Origin of the sequence: Erwinia typographi (assembly GCF_000773975.1) — a bacterium.
GTDB lineage: Bacteria > Pseudomonadota > Gammaproteobacteria > Enterobacterales > Enterobacteriaceae > Erwinia > Erwinia typographi.
In genome coordinates, this window is the sequence record NZ_JRUQ01000055.1 from 1 (window position 1) to 17,489 (window position 17,489).

11 protein-coding genes and 3 pseudogenes are annotated in these 17,489 nt (G+C 49.8%); 7 read left to right on the forward strand and 7 right to left on the reverse strand.

Annotated elements, in window-relative coordinates; translation table 11 throughout:
* Nucleotides 1-192: 192 nt before the first annotated feature.
* Nucleotides 193-441, forward strand: a complete 249-nt coding sequence (locus NG99_RS18865; RefSeq protein WP_034896330.1) for a hypothetical protein — start codon at nt 193-195, stop codon at nt 439-441.
* A gap of 168 nt (nt 442-609) precedes the next feature.
* Here NG99_RS18865 and NG99_RS18870 read toward each other — a convergent pair whose 3' ends face one another.
* Entirely contained in the window at nt 610-2,076 is a 1,467-nt protein-coding gene (locus NG99_RS18870) for an AlkA N-terminal domain-containing protein (protein WP_034896332.1), read from the reverse strand.
* 178 nt (nt 2,077-2,254) lie between these two features.
* Between NG99_RS18870 and NG99_RS18875 the strand changes: the two genes are divergently transcribed.
* The 3 genes from NG99_RS18875 to pnuC all read left to right on the forward strand — a co-directional run bounded on the left by NG99_RS18875 (nt 2,255) and on the right by pnuC (nt 4,717).
* A complete protein-coding gene (locus NG99_RS18875) occupies nt 2,255-2,764 on the forward strand; it encodes a methylated-DNA--[protein]-cysteine S-methyltransferase (protein ID WP_034896335.1) in 510 nt (169 codons plus the stop codon).
* A gap of 156 nt (nt 2,765-2,920) precedes the next feature.
* Entirely contained in the window at nt 2,921-3,964 is a 1,044-nt protein-coding gene (nadA, locus tag NG99_RS18880; protein ID WP_034896337.1) for a quinolinate synthase NadA, read from the forward strand.
* Between the two features lie 36 nt (nt 3,965-4,000).
* Nucleotides 4,001-4,717: a nicotinamide riboside transporter PnuC gene (gene pnuC, locus NG99_RS18885; protein WP_034896339.1), complete on the forward strand. Its 717-nt coding sequence runs from the start codon at nt 4,001-4,003 to the stop codon at nt 4,715-4,717.
* A 167-nt stretch (nt 4,718-4,884) separates the two neighbouring features.
* On the opposite strand, the gene NG99_RS18890 is transcribed toward pnuC, so the two are convergent.
* Both NG99_RS18890 and NG99_RS28925 read right to left on the reverse strand, forming a co-directional pair.
* Nucleotides 4,885-6,342: a DHA2 family efflux MFS transporter permease subunit gene (locus NG99_RS18890; protein ID WP_052130786.1), complete on the reverse strand. Its 1,458-nt coding sequence runs from the start codon at nt 6,340-6,342 to the stop codon at nt 4,885-4,887.
* Between the two features lie 959 nt (nt 6,343-7,301).
* Nucleotides 7,302-7,527 (reverse strand): annotated as a pseudogene (locus NG99_RS28925) (hypothetical protein); the annotation flags it as partial.
* A gap of 664 nt (nt 7,528-8,191) precedes the next feature.
* On the opposite strand from NG99_RS28925, the gene NG99_RS30505 reads away from it, so the two are divergent.
* The gene (locus NG99_RS30505) at nt 8,192-9,823 is read left to right on the forward strand and encodes a hypothetical protein (protein WP_052130787.1); all 1,632 of its coding nucleotides are present in this window, start codon (nt 8,192-8,194) and stop codon (nt 9,821-9,823) included.
* Nucleotides 9,824-9,966: 143 nt separating this feature from the next.
* Here the strand turns inward: NG99_RS30505 and NG99_RS28400 are convergent.
* A pseudogene (locus NG99_RS28400) lies at nt 9,967-10,101 on the reverse strand (DDE-type integrase/transposase/recombinase); the annotation flags it as partial.
* A gap of 89 nt (nt 10,102-10,190) precedes the next feature.
* On the opposite strand from NG99_RS28400, the pseudogene NG99_RS30025 reads away from it, so the two are divergent.
* Nucleotides 10,191-10,305, forward strand: a pseudogene (locus tag NG99_RS30025) (protease); the annotation flags it as partial.
* Between the two features lie 167 nt (nt 10,306-10,472).
* Nucleotides 10,473-12,464, forward strand: a complete 1,992-nt coding sequence (locus NG99_RS18905) for a trypsin-like serine peptidase (protein WP_034896342.1) — start codon at nt 10,473-10,475, stop codon at nt 12,462-12,464.
* A 343-nt stretch (nt 12,465-12,807) separates the two neighbouring features.
* On the opposite strand, the gene zitB is transcribed toward NG99_RS18905, so the two are convergent.
* Genes zitB through NG99_RS18920 form a run of 3 tightly spaced genes read right to left on the reverse strand, consistent with a single transcriptional unit; the run spans nt 12,808 to nt 17,433 of the window.
* The gene (gene zitB, locus NG99_RS18910; protein ID WP_034896344.1) at nt 12,808-13,743 is read right to left on the reverse strand and encodes a CDF family zinc transporter ZitB; all 936 of its coding nucleotides are present in this window, start codon (nt 13,741-13,743) and stop codon (nt 12,808-12,810) included.
* A complete protein-coding gene (locus tag NG99_RS18915; protein WP_034896346.1) occupies nt 13,724-16,861 on the reverse strand; it encodes an ATP-binding protein in 3,138 nt (1,045 codons plus the stop codon). Before NG99_RS18915 ends, zitB begins: the two co-directional genes overlap by 20 nt.
* Nucleotides 16,843-17,433 (reverse strand): response regulator, encoded by a 591-nt coding sequence (locus NG99_RS18920; protein WP_034896348.1) that lies wholly within the window; start codon nt 17,431-17,433, stop codon nt 16,843-16,845. The genes NG99_RS18915 and NG99_RS18920 overlap by 19 nt, the downstream gene beginning before the upstream one ends.
* Between the last annotated feature and the right edge of the window lie 56 nt (nt 17,434-17,489).

A 17,489-nucleotide genomic window follows, 5' to 3' on the forward strand; every position in this document is an offset into this window, starting at 1 on the left:
TTTTGCTATCTGCGATTCGTGAAGGATTTGAACCTGCACAGGTTCGGGTTAAGCAAAGCGTAACAACCTTGCCTGCAACGACAGGAACCGCCATTCAGCGTCAATACGGTCTGAAGATGATACTTGCGTTAATTCTATTGAATGGATGGATAAAAAGAGTATCGTAAATGGTGTTAACCGGAGGTGAGCAACATGTTACGTGATTATTTGAAGATTAATGATAGCGATCGTTTAATCGAGCAGAGTGTGTTACAGCTCAAAAATCGTGGTCAGGAAGAAGTCACTGAGTGGTCGATTGTCAGTGCGAACGGCGAACAAAAAGGCCGTGTAGCGCTATTTGATAAGCTCAGTAACCGTCGTTCTTATCGTGTCAGTTACAGGATTGTGCAAACGGATCCACAGGGAAAAATTGTCGTCGATCATTTGACCGACATTCTGTAACCTTGCGTGGAATAACACACTGTCTCTGTCTTTCAGCTGAAAGGCCCGTTGCCTGTAAGGCTGAGTAGTCAGGTCAGGGAGTGTGAACCAGTATAAAGACGCCGTGAACCCCTCCAGGGGCTCAGCTGCGGCGTCTGTGCCGCAGCTGCTTTGCTTATCCGCCAACACTCAACGCTTCTCTTTGGCCGGTGCCAGATTTTTCCAGATATGCATCACCGCATAGCTGCGCCAGGGACGCCAGTCTTGCGAAAGACGCTCCGCTTCTTTCGCCGTCACGTTGCCCAGATTTTTCCTCACCACGATATCGCCACCGGGAAACGCGTCCGGCCAGCGCAGCGCCCGCATGGCAATGTACTGCGCCGTCCATTCGCCGATACCCGGCTGCGCCATCAGGATCTTAATGGACGCTTCTGGCTGCGTGGCGGCATCCAGCCTGATCTCCCCGTTATCGCAGGTCCGGGCAATAGCCAGCAGCGTGCGTGAGCGCGCACTGATAATGCCAAGGCTTGCTACCTCGTCCAGCGTGGCGGCTGCAACCCTGGCTGGCAGCGGCGTAAGCCTTGTCAGATCGGGGAAAGGTGTCTGAATGGGCTCACCAAAGGCTGCGGCGAAACGCCCCCCAAGGGTGGTAGCGGCTTTAACCGTAATCTGCTGGCCCAGTATCGCCCGGACCACCATCTCAAAGCCATCAAACGCCCCCGGCACCCGCAGGCCCGGATCTTTTTCCAGGCTTGGCTTCAGCAGCGGGTCTTGCTGTAGATGCGCAGCAATCAACTCCGGATGCGCATTCAGGTCGAACAAATTCCGCAAACGGCGAAGTAATGCTGGAAGTACCGCCGTCAGGGAGTGGGTGAACGCCACATTCAGGCCGTGCTTATGGCTGGCCTGCGTAACGCGAATCCAACCCGTATGCTCCCCCAGCCGTACGGTGCGGGCATAACTCCCCTCATCCACATGTTCCACGCCCTTAATGGCACGAAGCCGGAGAAAGGAGAGCAGGGCCGTCCAGTTAAAAGGGGGACGATAGCTCAGCAGCAGCGTGGAGGTTTCGCTGCCAATCGGCTTACCTTGTTCACTGACTGTTTTGCGTAACCTGCTGGGCGGCATGCGATACTGTCGGCTGAAGACTTCATTAAAGCGCCGCAGGCTGGTGAAACCGCTGGCATAGGCAATCTCAGTAACCGACAGAGTAGTCTCGGTCAGCAGCTGCTTGGCCAGCAACAGGCGGCGCGTTTGCCTGAGTTCAAGTGGCGAAACGCCAAGTTCCTTATGCACAATGCGTCGAAGCTGACGCGAGCTGAGAGAGAACTGCGCGGCAATCTCCTCAAGGCTGTCAATATCTTCTATCAGCCCCTCTTCAATCCGCTGAATAAGCAAATCGGCTATGCGGTGGCTACTGTCGACCGGAGCATTGCCAGGGGCCAGCTCCGGGCGGCAGCGCAGGCAGGGGCGAAAAGCGGCTTTCTCGGCCGCTTCGGCGCTGTCAAAAAACAGACAGTTTTCCAGATACGGAGGTTTGACCGGACAAATCGGGCGACAGTAGATCCCTGTTGAGGTCACGCCGACATAAAATACCCCGTCAAAACGCGCGTCACGCGAGGTCATCGCCCGGTAAGCAATCTGTTTATCAATCATTATCTGTTCCTGACTCGCTGGCTTTCTTGCCAGGTTAAGGGCATTTTGTTATCGCCGCTAGCCATTTTCGGACGGCTAACTTCTTTAACCTGATGTCCGAAAACGGCTAGCTTACCACTCCCCGATACGGATAATAGGCCAGACCTTTGCAACAGATCGTGATACAGGAAGGAAACTGATGAGCTATTTCTGCAAAATAATGCCTTCACCCGTAGGCGCACTGACCCTGATCGCCAGTGATAACGGACTGGCTGCCGTGCTCTGGCCGGATGAAAACCCTAACCGCGTTGTCCTGCCGGAACTAAAGGAAGATCCTGCTCATCCGGTGCTGGTTGAAACCGAGCGGCAGCTGAATGAATACTTTGCCGGAGAGCGGACGGAATTCACCCTCAAGCTGGATTTTGTCGGTACAGCGTTTCAGAAAAAAGTCTGGCAGGCGCTGGTGGCGATCCCCTTTGGCGAAACGCGCAGCTATGCCGATATTGCCCGCGAAATCGGTAATCCCAGGGCGGTGAGAGCCGTCGGCGCGGCCAATGGTAAAAATCCGATCTCCATTATTGCTCCCTGCCATCGGGTGATCGGATCTAACGGTAAGCTGACCGGCTTTGCCGGTGGTCTGGAGGCCAAAGCTTTCCTGCTGAAGATTGAAGCGGGTGGGGAAGGCGAAAGGGAATTTGTCCTGAAGTGATCCGGGTCACATCCTGATAACGTCGTGAGAAATTTAGCGACAGAGGCGACTATTTCGACTATCGTGTTTAGCATATAAAACAAACCGGCGCATAAGTCGGCGCGGAAGAGGCTGTTTCCGCTAATTTGGTTAAGTTAAAGAAACGAGAGTTGCACTATGAGCCTGATGTTCGATCCTGAAACTGCCGTCTATCCCTTCCCGCCGAAGCCTGCCCGGTTATCCGCCGATGAAAAGCAGGTTTATCGGGGAAAAATCAAAAGGTTGCTGAAAGAGCGCAATGCGGTGATGGTCGCCCATTATTACACCGACCCTGAGATTCAGGCGCTGGCGGAAGAGACCGGCGGCTGCGTGGCGGATTCGTTAGAGATGGCCCGCTTTGGCAGCCAGCATCCGGCCAGCACGCTGCTGGTCGCTGGCGTGCGCTTTATGGGCGAGACGGCCAGCATCCTCAGCCCGGAAAAAACTATTCTGATGCCAACGCTTCAGGCGGAGTGTTCACTTGACCTGGGCTGCCCCATCGACGAATTCAGTCGTTTTTGCGATGCGCACCCCGATCGTACCGTGGTGGTGTATGCCAACACCTCTGCCGCAGTTAAAGCGCGTGCGGACTGGGTGGTGACCTCCAGCATTGCCGTCGAACTGATCGAGCATCTGGACAGCCTGGGTGAGAAAATTATCTGGGCGCCGGATCGCCATCTGGGCCGGTATGTCACCCGTCAGACCGGTGCCGATATCCTCTGCTGGCAGAGCGCCTGTATCGTGCATGACGAGTTCAAAACTCAGGCTTTGCAGCGCATGAAGGCGCTCTATCCGGATGCGGCGGTGCTGGTGCACCCGGAATCGCCTCAGGCGATTGTCGATCTGGCCGACGCGGTCGGTTCCACCAGCCAGCTTATTCAGGCTGCCAAAACGCTGCCGCATCCGCAGATGATCGTCGCTACCGATCGCGGCATTTTCTACAAAATGCAGCAGGCCTGCCCGGAGAAGGAGCTGCTGGAGGCGCCCACGGCTGGCGAAGGAGCAAGCTGCCGGACCTGCGCGCACTGTCCGTGGATGGCGATGAATGGCCTGAAGGCGATAGCGGAAGGGCTGGAGCACGGCGGCAGCAGGCATGAGATCCATGTTGATGCCGCGCTGCGCGAAGGGGCGTTGATCCCGCTGAATCGTATGCTAACCTTTGCTGCAAGTTTAAAAAGGTAACGTCGGACTCTTACTGCACAGGACAAAGGTGCCAACATGGATTTTTTTAGCACGCATAACATTCTGGTTCATATTCCCCTCGGCGTCGGCGGTTACGATCTCTCCTGGATCGAGGCCGTCGGCACCGTGGCGGGGCTGCTCTGCATCTGGCTTGCCAGCCTTGAGAAAATCAGCAACTACGCCTTCGGCCTGATTAACGTCACCCTCTTTGCCATTATTTTCTTTCAGATCCAGCTGTATGCCAGCCTGCTGCTGCAGGTGTTTTTCTTTGTCGCCAATATTTATGGCTGGTATGCCTGGAGCAGGCAAACCACGGATAACCAGAACGTGCTGCAAATCCGCTGGATGACGTTGCCGAAAGCGCTGGGCTGGCTGGCCGTCTGTGTGGTGGCGATTGGCCTGATGACACGCTATATCAACCCGGTCTTTGCCTGGCTGACCTCGGTAGCCGTCAGCCTGATGCAGGGCGTTGGGCTGTCGGTAGCGATGCCGGAACTCCAGCCGGATGCGTTTCCGTTCTGGGATTCGTGTCTGATGGTGTTATCGATTGTGGCGATGATCCTGATGACGCGGAAATACGTCGAGAACTGGCTGCTTTGGGTGATTATCAACGTGATCAGCGTGATGGTCTTTGCGCGTCAGGGTGTTTATGCCATGTCGCTGGAGTATGCGCTGCTGACGCTGATTGCCCTGAACGGCTGCTGGCTGTGGATGAAAAGCGCCCGCGAACAGGGTTCACGCGCGCTGTCTTAAGGTTAATGATGGTGGCGGGAATTGAACACGTTCATTCCCGCCTTTTCTCTGGCTCAGCGCGCCTTCATCGACATCATGCGATGAAACCTGAAGAGATTGAAGTATCTGAGCAATCAATTCTCTTTCCGGTATACATTTACATTCCGTTGGCTCTCAAAAACCACCCCTCATTTTTTTGTCGGAGTGAGTAACCATGTAAAACATGCCAGGAACAGGAATATTCCGGCATCAAGCCAGTAAATATCATTCAGTGAAAGCAGTTTACTATGAAAACTGATTTGATCTCTGATGTACAACAACGTTTCCTGCTGATTTAATCCCAGTAATTTAAATTTTTGATAAAAATTTTCGTATTCTAAAGAGCCAGCGTAAACTTTTTCGCTGAGTCTCGATGTATGAAAAAAAAGCCTGTTATTCCAGAGTTCAGAGGTCAAGATTGTCCCGAAGGCTGTGGAGAGTGTTCTGCAAAGCTGTCTCAATGTCGTGGCTGCGGTTAAGTCATCTTTTGAAATGTCAGAAAATAATTTTTCTGTTAAAGGAATATAGAATAAGGTTGAGGCGATACCGATAAAAAATTGAGAGGAGGCAAACATCAGAGGTGTCATACCCAGTGAAAAATAGCAGGCTCGCCAGTAATAGCACATCGCAAATATCAAAAAAGAGATCGATATCAGAATCCGGGAGTCTACATATTTACACATTCGTCCTGATAATTTAGATAAAAATAAAGGTGCAATGCCTGCTGGTGAGCACAGTAAGCCAATGGTAACAAGGTCGTAGTTATAGATATTAAATAAGGTAGAGGGAACCAGTGAGCCGAAATTAATAATGTATGAGAAAAAAATGCAAAGTGTACCTATAGCATAATTTCTGTTCAGAAAAAAAGATAAATCCAGTAACGTGTTTTTACGACACATTTGCGATATCAGAAAAAATAACAATAATAGCAAGGATATTATAACAAGAAAGCCGTTATCATTCCCTGAGTTTTTCCTGAAGGAGATATATTGCCACAGGGCCACAAGCAAACAAATTAACAGGTATCCTGTGAAATCAAATTTCTTATCCTGCGTATTTTTGCTGGTATTTGATATCGTCTTTCTACACATAACGACGACCAGTATGCCTAAAGGGAGATTAATCAGAAAAACGAAATTCCATGCATAGTAACTTGTTATTATGCCTCCGATAACAGGGCCAATAACAGGAGCGACTACGGCTGTCATCGACCATATTGCTAAAGCATCACGTTTTTCATCACTTTTATAAAGTTTAAGAAGGAGAGACTGAGAAAGTGGAATAATAGGGCCGGCACTTATCCCCTGAATTACTCTAAAAAATATCAGCATCAAAAAATTGGTAGAAACACCACATCCGCACGAGGATAGCGTAAAAACAGATAACGCAGCAATAAACAAGTGGCTCTCACCGATCCGCAAAGCCAGCCAGCGTGTAAGAGGAACTGATAATGCGCAAGCCGCGACAAATGAGGAGATGATCCACGCACTTTGAGATTGAGATGCACCAATATTTCCTGCAATCGCGGGCAGTGCAACATTCGCTATCGTGGAATCCATAATAACCATAAAAGCTGATAAGGGTAGACAGAATCTCAACGGTTTCATGTTTTTTCCATGGATCATAAAATTCATCCTTATGATGGTTCTGACTTATTATATTTATTCTTCAATACGCATGATGATAATGATCCTGATTAGCAGGATAGGCGCTTTCAATGTAAAGCCGATAGCTTTCTTATTGCTGTTGACGGAGGTCAAACCTGGTATTTATGGGCGATCGTTATGGCGGGTGTTTGCGGTGCGTATTAATATGTCGTCACAACATCCAGGCAGATTTATCGCTACAGACACCTGCTTTATCATGATGTCTTTTTTTATGACATAATTTATTCCTTTTTAGTTTTGACGTTACTCCTCATAAAAATCTGATTATATTTATTTAATAATCTTATTTCAGACAACTTATCCTGAATGGCGGTGGAAATCAAATGGCTGCAATTAATTTTAAGAAAAAAAATCCTTAAATTTTATTCCTTAATGCCTGAACGTAGACGCGCCGTACGGCGGCGGCATTACGCTTGGCGTTCAGGAGGTGGGTGTTGACATTTTCTGCTGTGTTCATCATCGCAGTGTGTATCTTTGGAGGAAAGAAGGGCTGGCAGAAGGCTGGGCTCTCATTTTGCTGCCGTCAGGCAGCGCTGTTCTGTATTGCTTTCAGCTGATCGAATGCTTAACGAATTTTTTACGTTTACGGGAGCAGCTCAATACCGCAGACATGTGAATAATTGAGCTACAGCCGTACACACAGAGCATTGTCTTATGTAAGAACGAATCCGCAAACGCTATAATTAATGACCAGGAACGATGATAACATTGCCATCAGGCAGGATACCCCATGTCGTTCCCGCTGGACCCGCACAGGCAGATAACATAATTGCTACAATTACTATGAAAATTTTCATCTTAATGACTGCTCAATTTAAAGCGGGGATAATATTTGACCCGCTTTAAACGATGACCAAACAACTTCGCAAATAATGTGATGGCGTTCTGTCAGACAATAATTCAATGACGTAATTCCGAGGCTTAATCTGTCGGTGTTCAACGTCAGGCGGGCATCGACCTTCGCGTTTAAGCAGTGCAAGCGTACGGCCATAGGTGGGCGCTTTATCCGTGTTGATAAAACGGGGGAACTGCCACTCCTGCATCTTACGGTAGCTGTTGCAGTACCAACGTACCGCCCAGAGGAAGGATGTCACGCTGAAAATGCCGGCCTTTGAATGGGGTCATGTGCTGCTCCGTCAGCAAAAGGTGACGATGAGTTTATCACCTCCAGATTTTTGCAACAGTGCCGTGATCGGTTTGGGGTAGGTTGTGCAACTCTTAAATTTAATTAGATTTTCTTAAATTAATGATAATTAGTTTGAGTATTTCATTCAGACGTATACCATGCGTTATATGAATGGGTTTTTCTATTTGGTCTGAAAAAAGGAAATTTAATTACTTTCTTTTTTTTAAAATTTTCTCATCGGCGCTGTAATGAGTATGTCTAAATGATACAGTCTGGGGTTCTTTATGGTAGCTTCAGTATGCTGTGTTACTGAGGGTAGTATTCAAAGTCAATTTTTTTCATTTTTATGTACCGTAAAAAGAGTATTACCCACTCTATGATATATCTTTAATTTTTAAAAAATGGATACTACACCAGGCTAATCTCTGTCGCCCTTTCACTTAATGATTTAACTTACTCTGAAGCTAAAGGGCGTGCAGTGAGTGTTAATATTATTTTTTATAAAAACTTTGGCATCTTTTAACGAAAGAATGAAATAACATTATCTCCATCCTGCGTAAATTTACAACGCTTACCAGTTCCGGTTACAAGTAAAAACTGTAAATATATGGAAAACTCGTTCGTTTCCACCAGTGAAAAGTAAGTATAGAAAAAGGAAAAATAATGGAATATTCAGTTTATCACCAATGCCAGTCGATGAGGACGGCTATGAGGAATTCACAGAAAATACATGCCTGTTTAGCGGGATCATTGTTATCAGCGCTGCTGAGTGCTCTGCCAGTTTTTAGTGCGGTTGCTTCTGAGTGGCCGGTTGCTGGTAACGTGACTGAGAAGGTTTCCCAGTCATCACGTCCTGAGGGAAAAGAAACGGCCAGGATTCTTACAGAAAACTACAATCGGGTTGTGGAGGATTGTGGCAATGGAAAACCGGCGTATCTGTGTTCTGGTGTTACCCTGAGAGCAACAAGCCCTAAAGAAGGGCGTTTCGCACTGGATCCCAGTCCGGCATCAATAGAGTCTGGTGGCGTTTCCTTCTCCTGGCTGAGAAAGGATCAGAAACTTAATCAGCTTGTATGGAAGGAGGGAAACGGCTTTATTACCTTCAACCGCTCAAACACGCCTTCCGGTATTGATAATACGCTGGATTACATGTGTTTTTTCCCTGAGGACGCTGGTTCTGGATCCCGGCTGGACAAAGGATGTGGTGCTCATAAAAATTTTCCAGATACCAGTCAGCAATGCCAGCTTCAGGGAATCATGACGGCGGAACAGTGGGTTGAACATTTTAAAAAATCGTCCAACTTGCACAATCAGTGTGGCTTTATAATCAGTGAAAATCAGTCTGAGTATAATTCCGTAGACGGTTTTTATCAGGGGATACGGGCATCGATAATTGAACGGGGTAGCGGACTCAGTGGCCAGAATGAATTCAGGATTGCCACCTGGAAGACGTCAAAGGAAAGCGGCTATCCGGAGCGGTTCCCCGTTCAGTCTTTTTTTTATATCAACCAAAGCGACCTGAGATGGGCTCAATATGACCAGGCGTTCTTTTATAACAGAACGGGTCTGTGGATTCCGATTATCAAACTGACTCTGCCTAAGTCTACTGCGGATGATGCTAAATTTGAATATCTTTACTCGGATCAAAATTTGTCAGTGAAAGTACCAGAAGCAACCGGAGATAAGGGTAGCAAGCTGACACAAAAAGACTATTACCGGATGAATGAACTCGGAGTGGATACCGTTGTTCATTCCGGAATTAGCGAAGGCGATGAGGTGACCCTGAAATGGGATGCCCCCCGTAATCATTATGAGACAACGAAAAAAGCTACGAAGCAAACAGATAGCTTACACTTCACTGTGCCACGAGCAGAGTTTATTGATGCCATTGGCAGTCGTGTGAAACTGTCTTTTCAGGTAAAAAAAGCACATCAGGAAGAGCAAATGGAATCAGAAGTGACTTATTTGGACGTTGAGGGACAGCATCTTCAATTACCTGAACCGACGTTCAGTACAGAACTTAGAAAAATAACGGTCAGATACAGTGGAATGTCAGTGCATGACCGTATCTCCATTAGGGTCGAAGGAATAAATCTTCAGAACTCGCCTTTAATACCCGGCAAGGATTCAGGCGAGGTTACGTACATTGTCCCGGAAGAGTGGCTCAAAGAGAATAAAGGGAAGGAGATCTATATCACTTATGCTGTAGGTAATGATAAAGGCGAACAATATCAATTCTCGCAAGTTTTAAGATTAAAAACTCCAGATATAAAATGTCTGCGATTCTGTGAGTAATCAGTGAGTGCGGCTGTTTGCTATTTATCTCAAGGGTTATGTCGCGTTAACGGCAGCAGGTTGGTAAAAAGTGCATTGCCTGTTTTTCAGGCATCCAGCAGGTAAAACGGGTTTGCCGGGGATAATTCTTCCCCTTTGGGATGCTAATACTGCCCTTTGTGTAGTATGTGGACCAACTCAATGCCTGCCAGGACAGCCTGTGCGCACCTGAACGATTTGAACCCCGTGATCAGCTTTACCTGCCGTTTGATGTCGCGGTGGTCCTGCTCAACAAGATTGACTTGATTTCAGGTTTGACCGACCTGAAATCAGATCCTCATCTATTGTCAAAGGAGTGGTTAATAATGAATAGATACATGATAGCGTTAGGCATTATTCGGCCTCGATGGATGTAGGTTATTACGTCACCCCTAACTACCTGGAGCAGATACTCTCAGGGTAAAGGGGGGACGCAAATAATTGACCGTGTGAGTGGCGAATCGGGCCATGAACTATGGCAATGAGGAGCACCATGTGGTGCAACCTGTCGCGTGGTAATACGTATAAATGTCATTTTTGCTGTTTTTTTAAGCAAAATTGTAATTAAGTTATAAAATAGAATATACAATTTTTGTCGTTTGAGATAAAAAACAATCAATAAGGAAATTATATGCATCGTATCTCCCGGTTAAGCTTCCTGTGTTTAACGGTTATTACTGCTTCCTCAGCTACGGCAAAAAACTCATTCGAAATCCCGGCCATGGAAAATGTTCCAGGTCCGTTTGCGATAACTAAAACAGACATCGATATGTTCTCGCTTCCTTTACAGGGGGATAGCCGTAAATGGAAAATAACTACGAATGAATTTAAGGAGTTAACTGTAACCCTAAGTGACATTCTTTTACCAAAGGGAGCATGGATAGAAGTAAGTGATATTTCAGGGGAAAATAGTGAAATATATAATCAAAAATCACTTTATGATGGAAGTAAACCACAAATTATAACCTCTCCAATTAACGCTGAAGGTGTAGTCATAAAGCTTGTTACACCTGGTATAAGTTCAGGTAATGGTAGTTTGATTTTAAAGAATTATAGTTCAATTCAAATGAAGCCGAGAGCTATTATTGGTGCTAATCAGATGAAACAGGCAGCCTGCTATGAATCGATTAATCCAGCGTTTTTTTCAAAAAGTAATGCTGTAGTGAAAGCCAATGGCGCATCTGGATGGAATATTGCTGGTGGTCCTTATGTGATAACCAATCATCACGTTGCTGGCAATGTTGGTAATAAAATACATAGCCTTAATTACAATTATCAGTATCCAGAATGTGATAAAACTACACCGCTAAATATTTTGTCAATAAAGACGGAAAGTGTTGTTATTGCAGGAAACGGCGGAGACCAGGATTTAGCCGTCTATAAAGTCGATTCACTGGCCTATGAAGAGGCTGGTGTCGAGAAAATTTTTGGCACGTTGACGATTAATTCAAATAATACTAAAAATCAGCTAATTGAGAATGTGCCTGTATATATCGCGCAACATCCTTGGGGGGATTATAAACGTATTGCTTCCCTACATGATGATGGCGGTCCCTGCCATACCTTATCTGGTTACGGTAGCAATACTCTGGCGTATAATTGTGATACCGATGGTGGCTCATCAGGCTCCCCGGTACTGAGTCAGGATGATAACAGAGTTGTAGCTTTGCATCGTGCAGCGGGGGCAGCTAATATAGGTGTGTTAGGTTCATACCTTTACAGTTTTATAAAGGATCTATTGCCTTATTCAAATCAGGCTGAAACGGCAACTCCAGGTGAAGGAAAAGCTATGGTAAGAGAGCTAAAAATTTTCCCTTATATGCCGAATCCCCCTGTTAATCTGGATGTTTCTGATGCGATTACACTGTCATCATTGTACGAAAACAGATTAACCAATTATGAACACTACACGCTATTTAGGGCCAGAGGCCGTGTATCCGGAGGAGATATTGTTGATGTGAATTTTCGTTTCAGTCTGGCTTCCCCTTGTGGTGATATTAGCTTTGCGGAAGCGAAAAATTGTAGAATTCCGGGTAACTGGTATCTCAATAGCTCGGTTCTTGCTGAGGATAATCCTGAAATAAGTACTTCTTCAGGCTGGATAACTTTGCAAATAAGCAATGAAAAGGGTGAGCGCCTGCATAATCTTATTCTACCTTTTAATATCGTGAAGTATGATCCCTTTACTTCACCATTTGGTAACAGTAATGAGGTCAAACAATATGATTTTACAGGAGATAAAACCCTAATAACAGAGCAGGTAATGTATCACAGTAATTTTGGTTTTGTATCCTTGTATGGTGGTCAGGGGCCTGTTAATACAATAAACGGAGGCACTGGATACACAACATTGAAAGTTCAAGTAAAAAACCATAACGATGGCAATATTTACATTATGAATATACGAGGAAACAGGAAAACGACTTGTACGCCATCATTACGCCCAATAAACTCGATCACAGGTTGCGGTAGTACAAAACCAGCATCACTAGTTCTCGATTATGTAGCCGAAGATAATGAAGAATTACCAGAAGGCACCTATTCAGGTATACTCCCTGTCATGGCTACACGGGATAATAAAGCAATAGCGCCAATATTAATTAATATTAACATTAAAAAATAAAGCCAATAATAACTACTTTTTTAGTGGTGGCTGAATGAGCTGATTAATAATATGGTAAACAGGAGTATGTAGTTAATACGCCCCTCTTTGCTGAGGCCTGGCCTTTGTGTGGTACACGCATCACCTCAATACCTTCGATTGTGGCGTAAGCTGCCCAGAGGGTGATGTCACGCTAAAAATGCCGGCCTTTGAATGGGGTCATGTGCTGCTCCGTCAGCAAAAGGTGACGATGAGTTTATCATCTGCAGATTTTTGCAACAGTGCCATAATCACCGGGTGAGCATTTCCCTTCACTCTTCAGCAAAACCAGACATAAGCCCGTATTTCGGCGCTGTGTCAGGAGTTAATGATGGTGGTGGGAATGAGCATGTTCATGCCCGCCTTTTCCCCAGCTCAGCTCGCAGTCGCCATCATCGCAGTTCTGATACTCCATCTGCACCGTAGCGTGCTCAATCTGGTAACGTTCGTGCAGCCAGCCGTGAATGCGGTGGAGCAACGCATCGTGATCGTAGGGCGGAATGACGTGAACGTGCAGCGTGATCACCGGTTTTTCTCCGACCTGCCACAAATGGATATGGTGCACGTTGCGAACTTCCGGAATACCTCGCGTAAGCGCCCGTTTTAGCTTGTCGACGTCAAGCGACCCCGGCGCGCCCTCCAGCAGCTCATGAATGCTCTCTTTCATTAACGTCCAGGCGCTGCGCAGAACCAGCAGCGACACCAGAATCGACAAAATTGGATCGGCAGGCGTCCAGCCGGTAAACATAATGATCAGCGCGGCGACAATTGCCCCCACGGAACCCAGTAAATCCCCTAATACGTGCAGCGCCGCAGCGCGTACATTGAGGTTTTTCTCTTCGCTGCCGCGGTGCAGTAGCCAGAACGACAGCAGGTTAGCCAGCAGTCCCGCAACGGCAATCCCCAGCATCATCCCGCTGGCTACGGGTTCGGGGTGGCGGAAGCGCACGATCGCTTCCCAGACGATTAATACGGTAATAACCACCAGCGCGATGGCGTTAACGAACGCCGCCAGCGTCGTCAGTCGCAGCAGGCCGAAGGTGTGGCGGGCATTGGGCCTGCGCTGGGCGAACTGTACGGCAAGCAGGGCCATTAACAGCGCGGCGGCATCCGTCAGCATATGCCCGGCATCCGCCAGCAGCGCCAGTGAGCCAGAGAGTAACCCTCCGGCAATTTCCGCCACCATAAAGACGGCGGTGACAAGGAAAGCGGCCAGCAGGCGGGTGCGGTTGCCCGTTCCCTCAGAGTGGGTATGCGCCATAAGATTCCAGTTCAGTGAGTAAACTATCCGTTAATGATATCAATAAATTCAGGTTAGCAGCAGGCTGTTGCCGTTTCCGGCACTGCTCAATCATCTGCTGGCACAGCCGCTCGCCCGCGTCATAGCCTAACATCTGCCAGCTCCCCTTCAGCCGGTGGGCGGCTTTTTCGGCCTTTTCCCACTCCGCATCCTGTAGGGCGCGAGTCAACTGGTCCCGGTCATCCGCCAGCGTTTGCCGCAGCGTTGTCTGCAATTTGCTGAAAAAAGCCTGGTTTTGCCCGGACAGCTGCCAGAGGCGGGAAGCCAGATCCCTGAAGGTCGGATCGGCGGCGTGAGCGAGCAGCGGGCCAATCTCCCGCAGGGTGACTGGTTTGAGGAGTACCCTGTCGGTCAACGCTACAATCTGTGGTTTAGCCAGAATGTCGGCGTCCGCCGAGCACATCACAATGCGGCAGCGCTGCACTTTGCTGCGCTCACGGCGACGAATGATTTTCGCCACGGTCAGCCCGTCAGGATGCGGCATGCTGAAATCGATAAACAGCAAATCGTACAGCGTGCCGCTCGCCAACAGGGCTCTGCCGTCAGGGTAACTATCCGCCTCAATGCCAAACCAGGCAAGCTGCTGCTGCATCACCAGCAGATTGGTCGGGTGATCGTCTACTACCGCCACCCGCAGCGGGCTGGCCGCAAGAGCGCTAAAGCGGGCGGGAGCGTCTTCAGTGACGGCTGAATCTCGGGCTAGCGGCTTCAGCGGAAGAAGAACGGTCAGCGTCGTGCCTTTGCCTGGCATCGAGTCCAGCTGGATTTCCCCGTCCATCCTCGTGACGATCTCTTTGCAGATCGACAGGCCCAGGCCGCTGCCCTGCACCGAAAGCTGGCGGCCGGAAGGCGTCTGATACCAGGGTTCGAACAGCCGTTCTTGCTCCTGCCGGGGGATGCCGCTACCTGTATCGATCACCTGCAAACGTAGCCGCTCGTTTTCCGCGCCCAGCGTGACGCGGATCGCCCCGTGACGGGTAAATTTGATCGCGTTACTAATCAGGTTATTGGCTATCTGCTGGAGCCGCTGTCCGTCAATCAGCACCAGCGAGGGGAGCGGCGGGATAGCCTCAACGCTGAACACAGGCCCGTTTTTGCGCATCAGAGGATGATAGAAATCGGCCAGGCGGCTCAGCCATTTGGCTGGATCCAGCGGCTGAGGGAGTAGCGTAAAGCTGTTGCTCTCCAGCTTAGCGTGGTCCTGTAAATCGTTCAGCAGAGTAAGCAGCGTTGAGGCGCTGTTGTGAATGACGGTCAGGTTTTGGCTGGCCGGCTGGCGCGACACCTCAACCTCCAGCAGCCCGAGGATCGCCTGCATCGGCGTCCGCAGCTCGTGGCTGACGGTAGCCAGAAACTGGCTTTTCATCTGGTTAGCCCGCTCTGCTTCTTCCCGCTGCTGCTCAAGCTGTCGGCGCTGAAAGCGCTCGCGGCGCTGCTCCAGATAGCGTCGCAGCAGCAAAATCAGCAGGAAGACAATGGCAAACAGCGCAGCGACCAGCACAAACAGGGAGATAGGGCGCATCTGATTTTCCCTTTCCCCGCTAAGCGCCGAACTGTTGTTGCTCCAGGTCTCACGCATACGCTGCTGCGTATCGGCCGGAATCTGTTGCAGGCTGCTGTTAAGCAGGGTGCGCAGCAGGGGAAATGAGGGACTGACGCCGAGTGCGATCGGCCAGGCCGTATCGCTGGCGGCAAAAGCCAGGCGCAGCGCATCGCTGTAGCGTGACTGGATCAGCCAGCGCGCCGAGATGACGTTGTCGACCAGCGCCTCAATTTGCCCGTTCGCCAGCGCGTCATACAGCGTTTTACTGTCTTCAAAGGTCACCACCTCAATGCCCGCCGGCACCAGCTGTTGGGCGATATCGCCACGGCGGATACCCACTTTACGTCCTTTCAACTGCTGCCAGCTGGTCACCGGACGGGAGGTCTGGCTAACATACACGCCCCAAAGCGCTCGCCAGATTGGGAGGGTATTGCTACGCATGGCATCATCGCCGGTGAGCGGCAGCGTCAGCTGAATCATCGCCCGGCCCTGATCGACCAGCGCCTGAGCCTGTTGCGCATTACTTACCCACCAGGGCTGAAAACGCAGCCCGGTATTCTGGCCGATAATGTTCAGCAGTTCCACGCTGTAGCCGCTGGGCTGCCCGTTTGCCGCCCGGTAGCTCCAGGGAGAGTTATCGCTGATGGCGGCGTAGGTCACCACGGGGTGCTGCTCCATCCAGCTTCGCTCCATCGGCGACAGGTGGGCGGTATTGGTATCCTGATAGCGCGGCAGCTGGCTGCTCCAGCGTCCCTGAATCCCATTGACCACTTCCATCGGCAACTGGCGGATGGCGCTGTCGAGCTGCGCCGTCAGCGTCGGGCTGGTGGTGATGGCCTGGAGCTTTAGTTCGCCGGGCTCAAGCGGAGAAGCCAACTGATAGATTTGCCCCTGCTGGAGCTGGCTGAGCAAAAAACCGGCGCTGGTTTCATCGGCCACCACGTAATCGCTCTGATTGTTTAGCAGAGCGTAAAGCGCCTGTAGATCGTTATCCACAACCTGCCAGTGATGTCGCTTAGCAAAGTCCGCAGTGACAAGCGCCAGTGCGGATCGGCTAAGGGTAATGCGCGCATCGGCAGAGTTAAACATCACCGGGCGCAGGTTGTCGCGGCTGCGATAGATACGCAAAGGGCTGGTAAACCACGGCTGGGTGGCGCTCATTCCCTTATCCATCGTCTGCTGAGGAACGCCGAAAGCCATATCCAGCTGTCCCTGATGCAGCGCCTGCCGCAGCGCAGGCCAGTCGGCATAGGCCTCAACCTCAAATTTCATTCCGCTGGTCTGGGTGAGCGCCACCAGATAATCTGCATTAATACCGTAGAGGTCATTACCCACGACCATGTTCCAGGGCGTGCCGTTATCCCGCAGGATACCAACGCGCAGGGGGTTTTCCTGCCAGAAGACGGAGTGCTCCAGCGGCATCATTTCCTGCGGCAGCGTCACGCTGCTGATCGGTCTTAGCGCGGCACCGGCATGAAGGCAAAGCAGCAAAAGCAGTGAAAACAGCAGGCGGTACTTCACCGTTGGGACTTCCACAGCCCGGCCAGTTCCACTACGGAGCTGGCGCCGGTTTTATCCATGATATTTTTTTTATGGGTGCTGACCGTTTTATTGCTGATGTTCAGTTGCCCGGCGATTTGTAAATTCGACAGCCCTTTCGCCAGCAGCCCCAGAACCTGCAACTCTTTACTGGTCAGCGCGCTGGCAGGCTCTTCCTCACCGCTGGCAGGGGGAAATGCTTGCTGGCCGCCAAGCACGGCCAGGATCGCCGAGAGCAGTTGCGGCATTGGCTGCCGTTTAGCGACGTAGCCCGCCGCACCAGCCGCTGCCGCCAGTCGCTGATACAGCCGCTCTTCCTGAGCGGAATAGACGATCACCGGCAGCGCGGGGAAATGGCGGCGGATAAATTTCAGCAGTTGCAGGCCGTCGCTGTCGGGTAAACCGATGTCCAGCACCACAACATCTACAGGTTGAGAAGCAAGCACTTCACGGGCACGGTTTTCATCTTCGGCTGACAGCAGAAGGAAGGGGAAGGGAGCACGCGCCAGGGCCGCTTCCAGCGCGACCTGCACCAGCGGGTGATCGTCTATCAGCAACAGCGTTACCATGAATTTATCCGCGTAAAATCAGAGCGTTCAAGAATAGCGCAATGACCGTGGGAAGC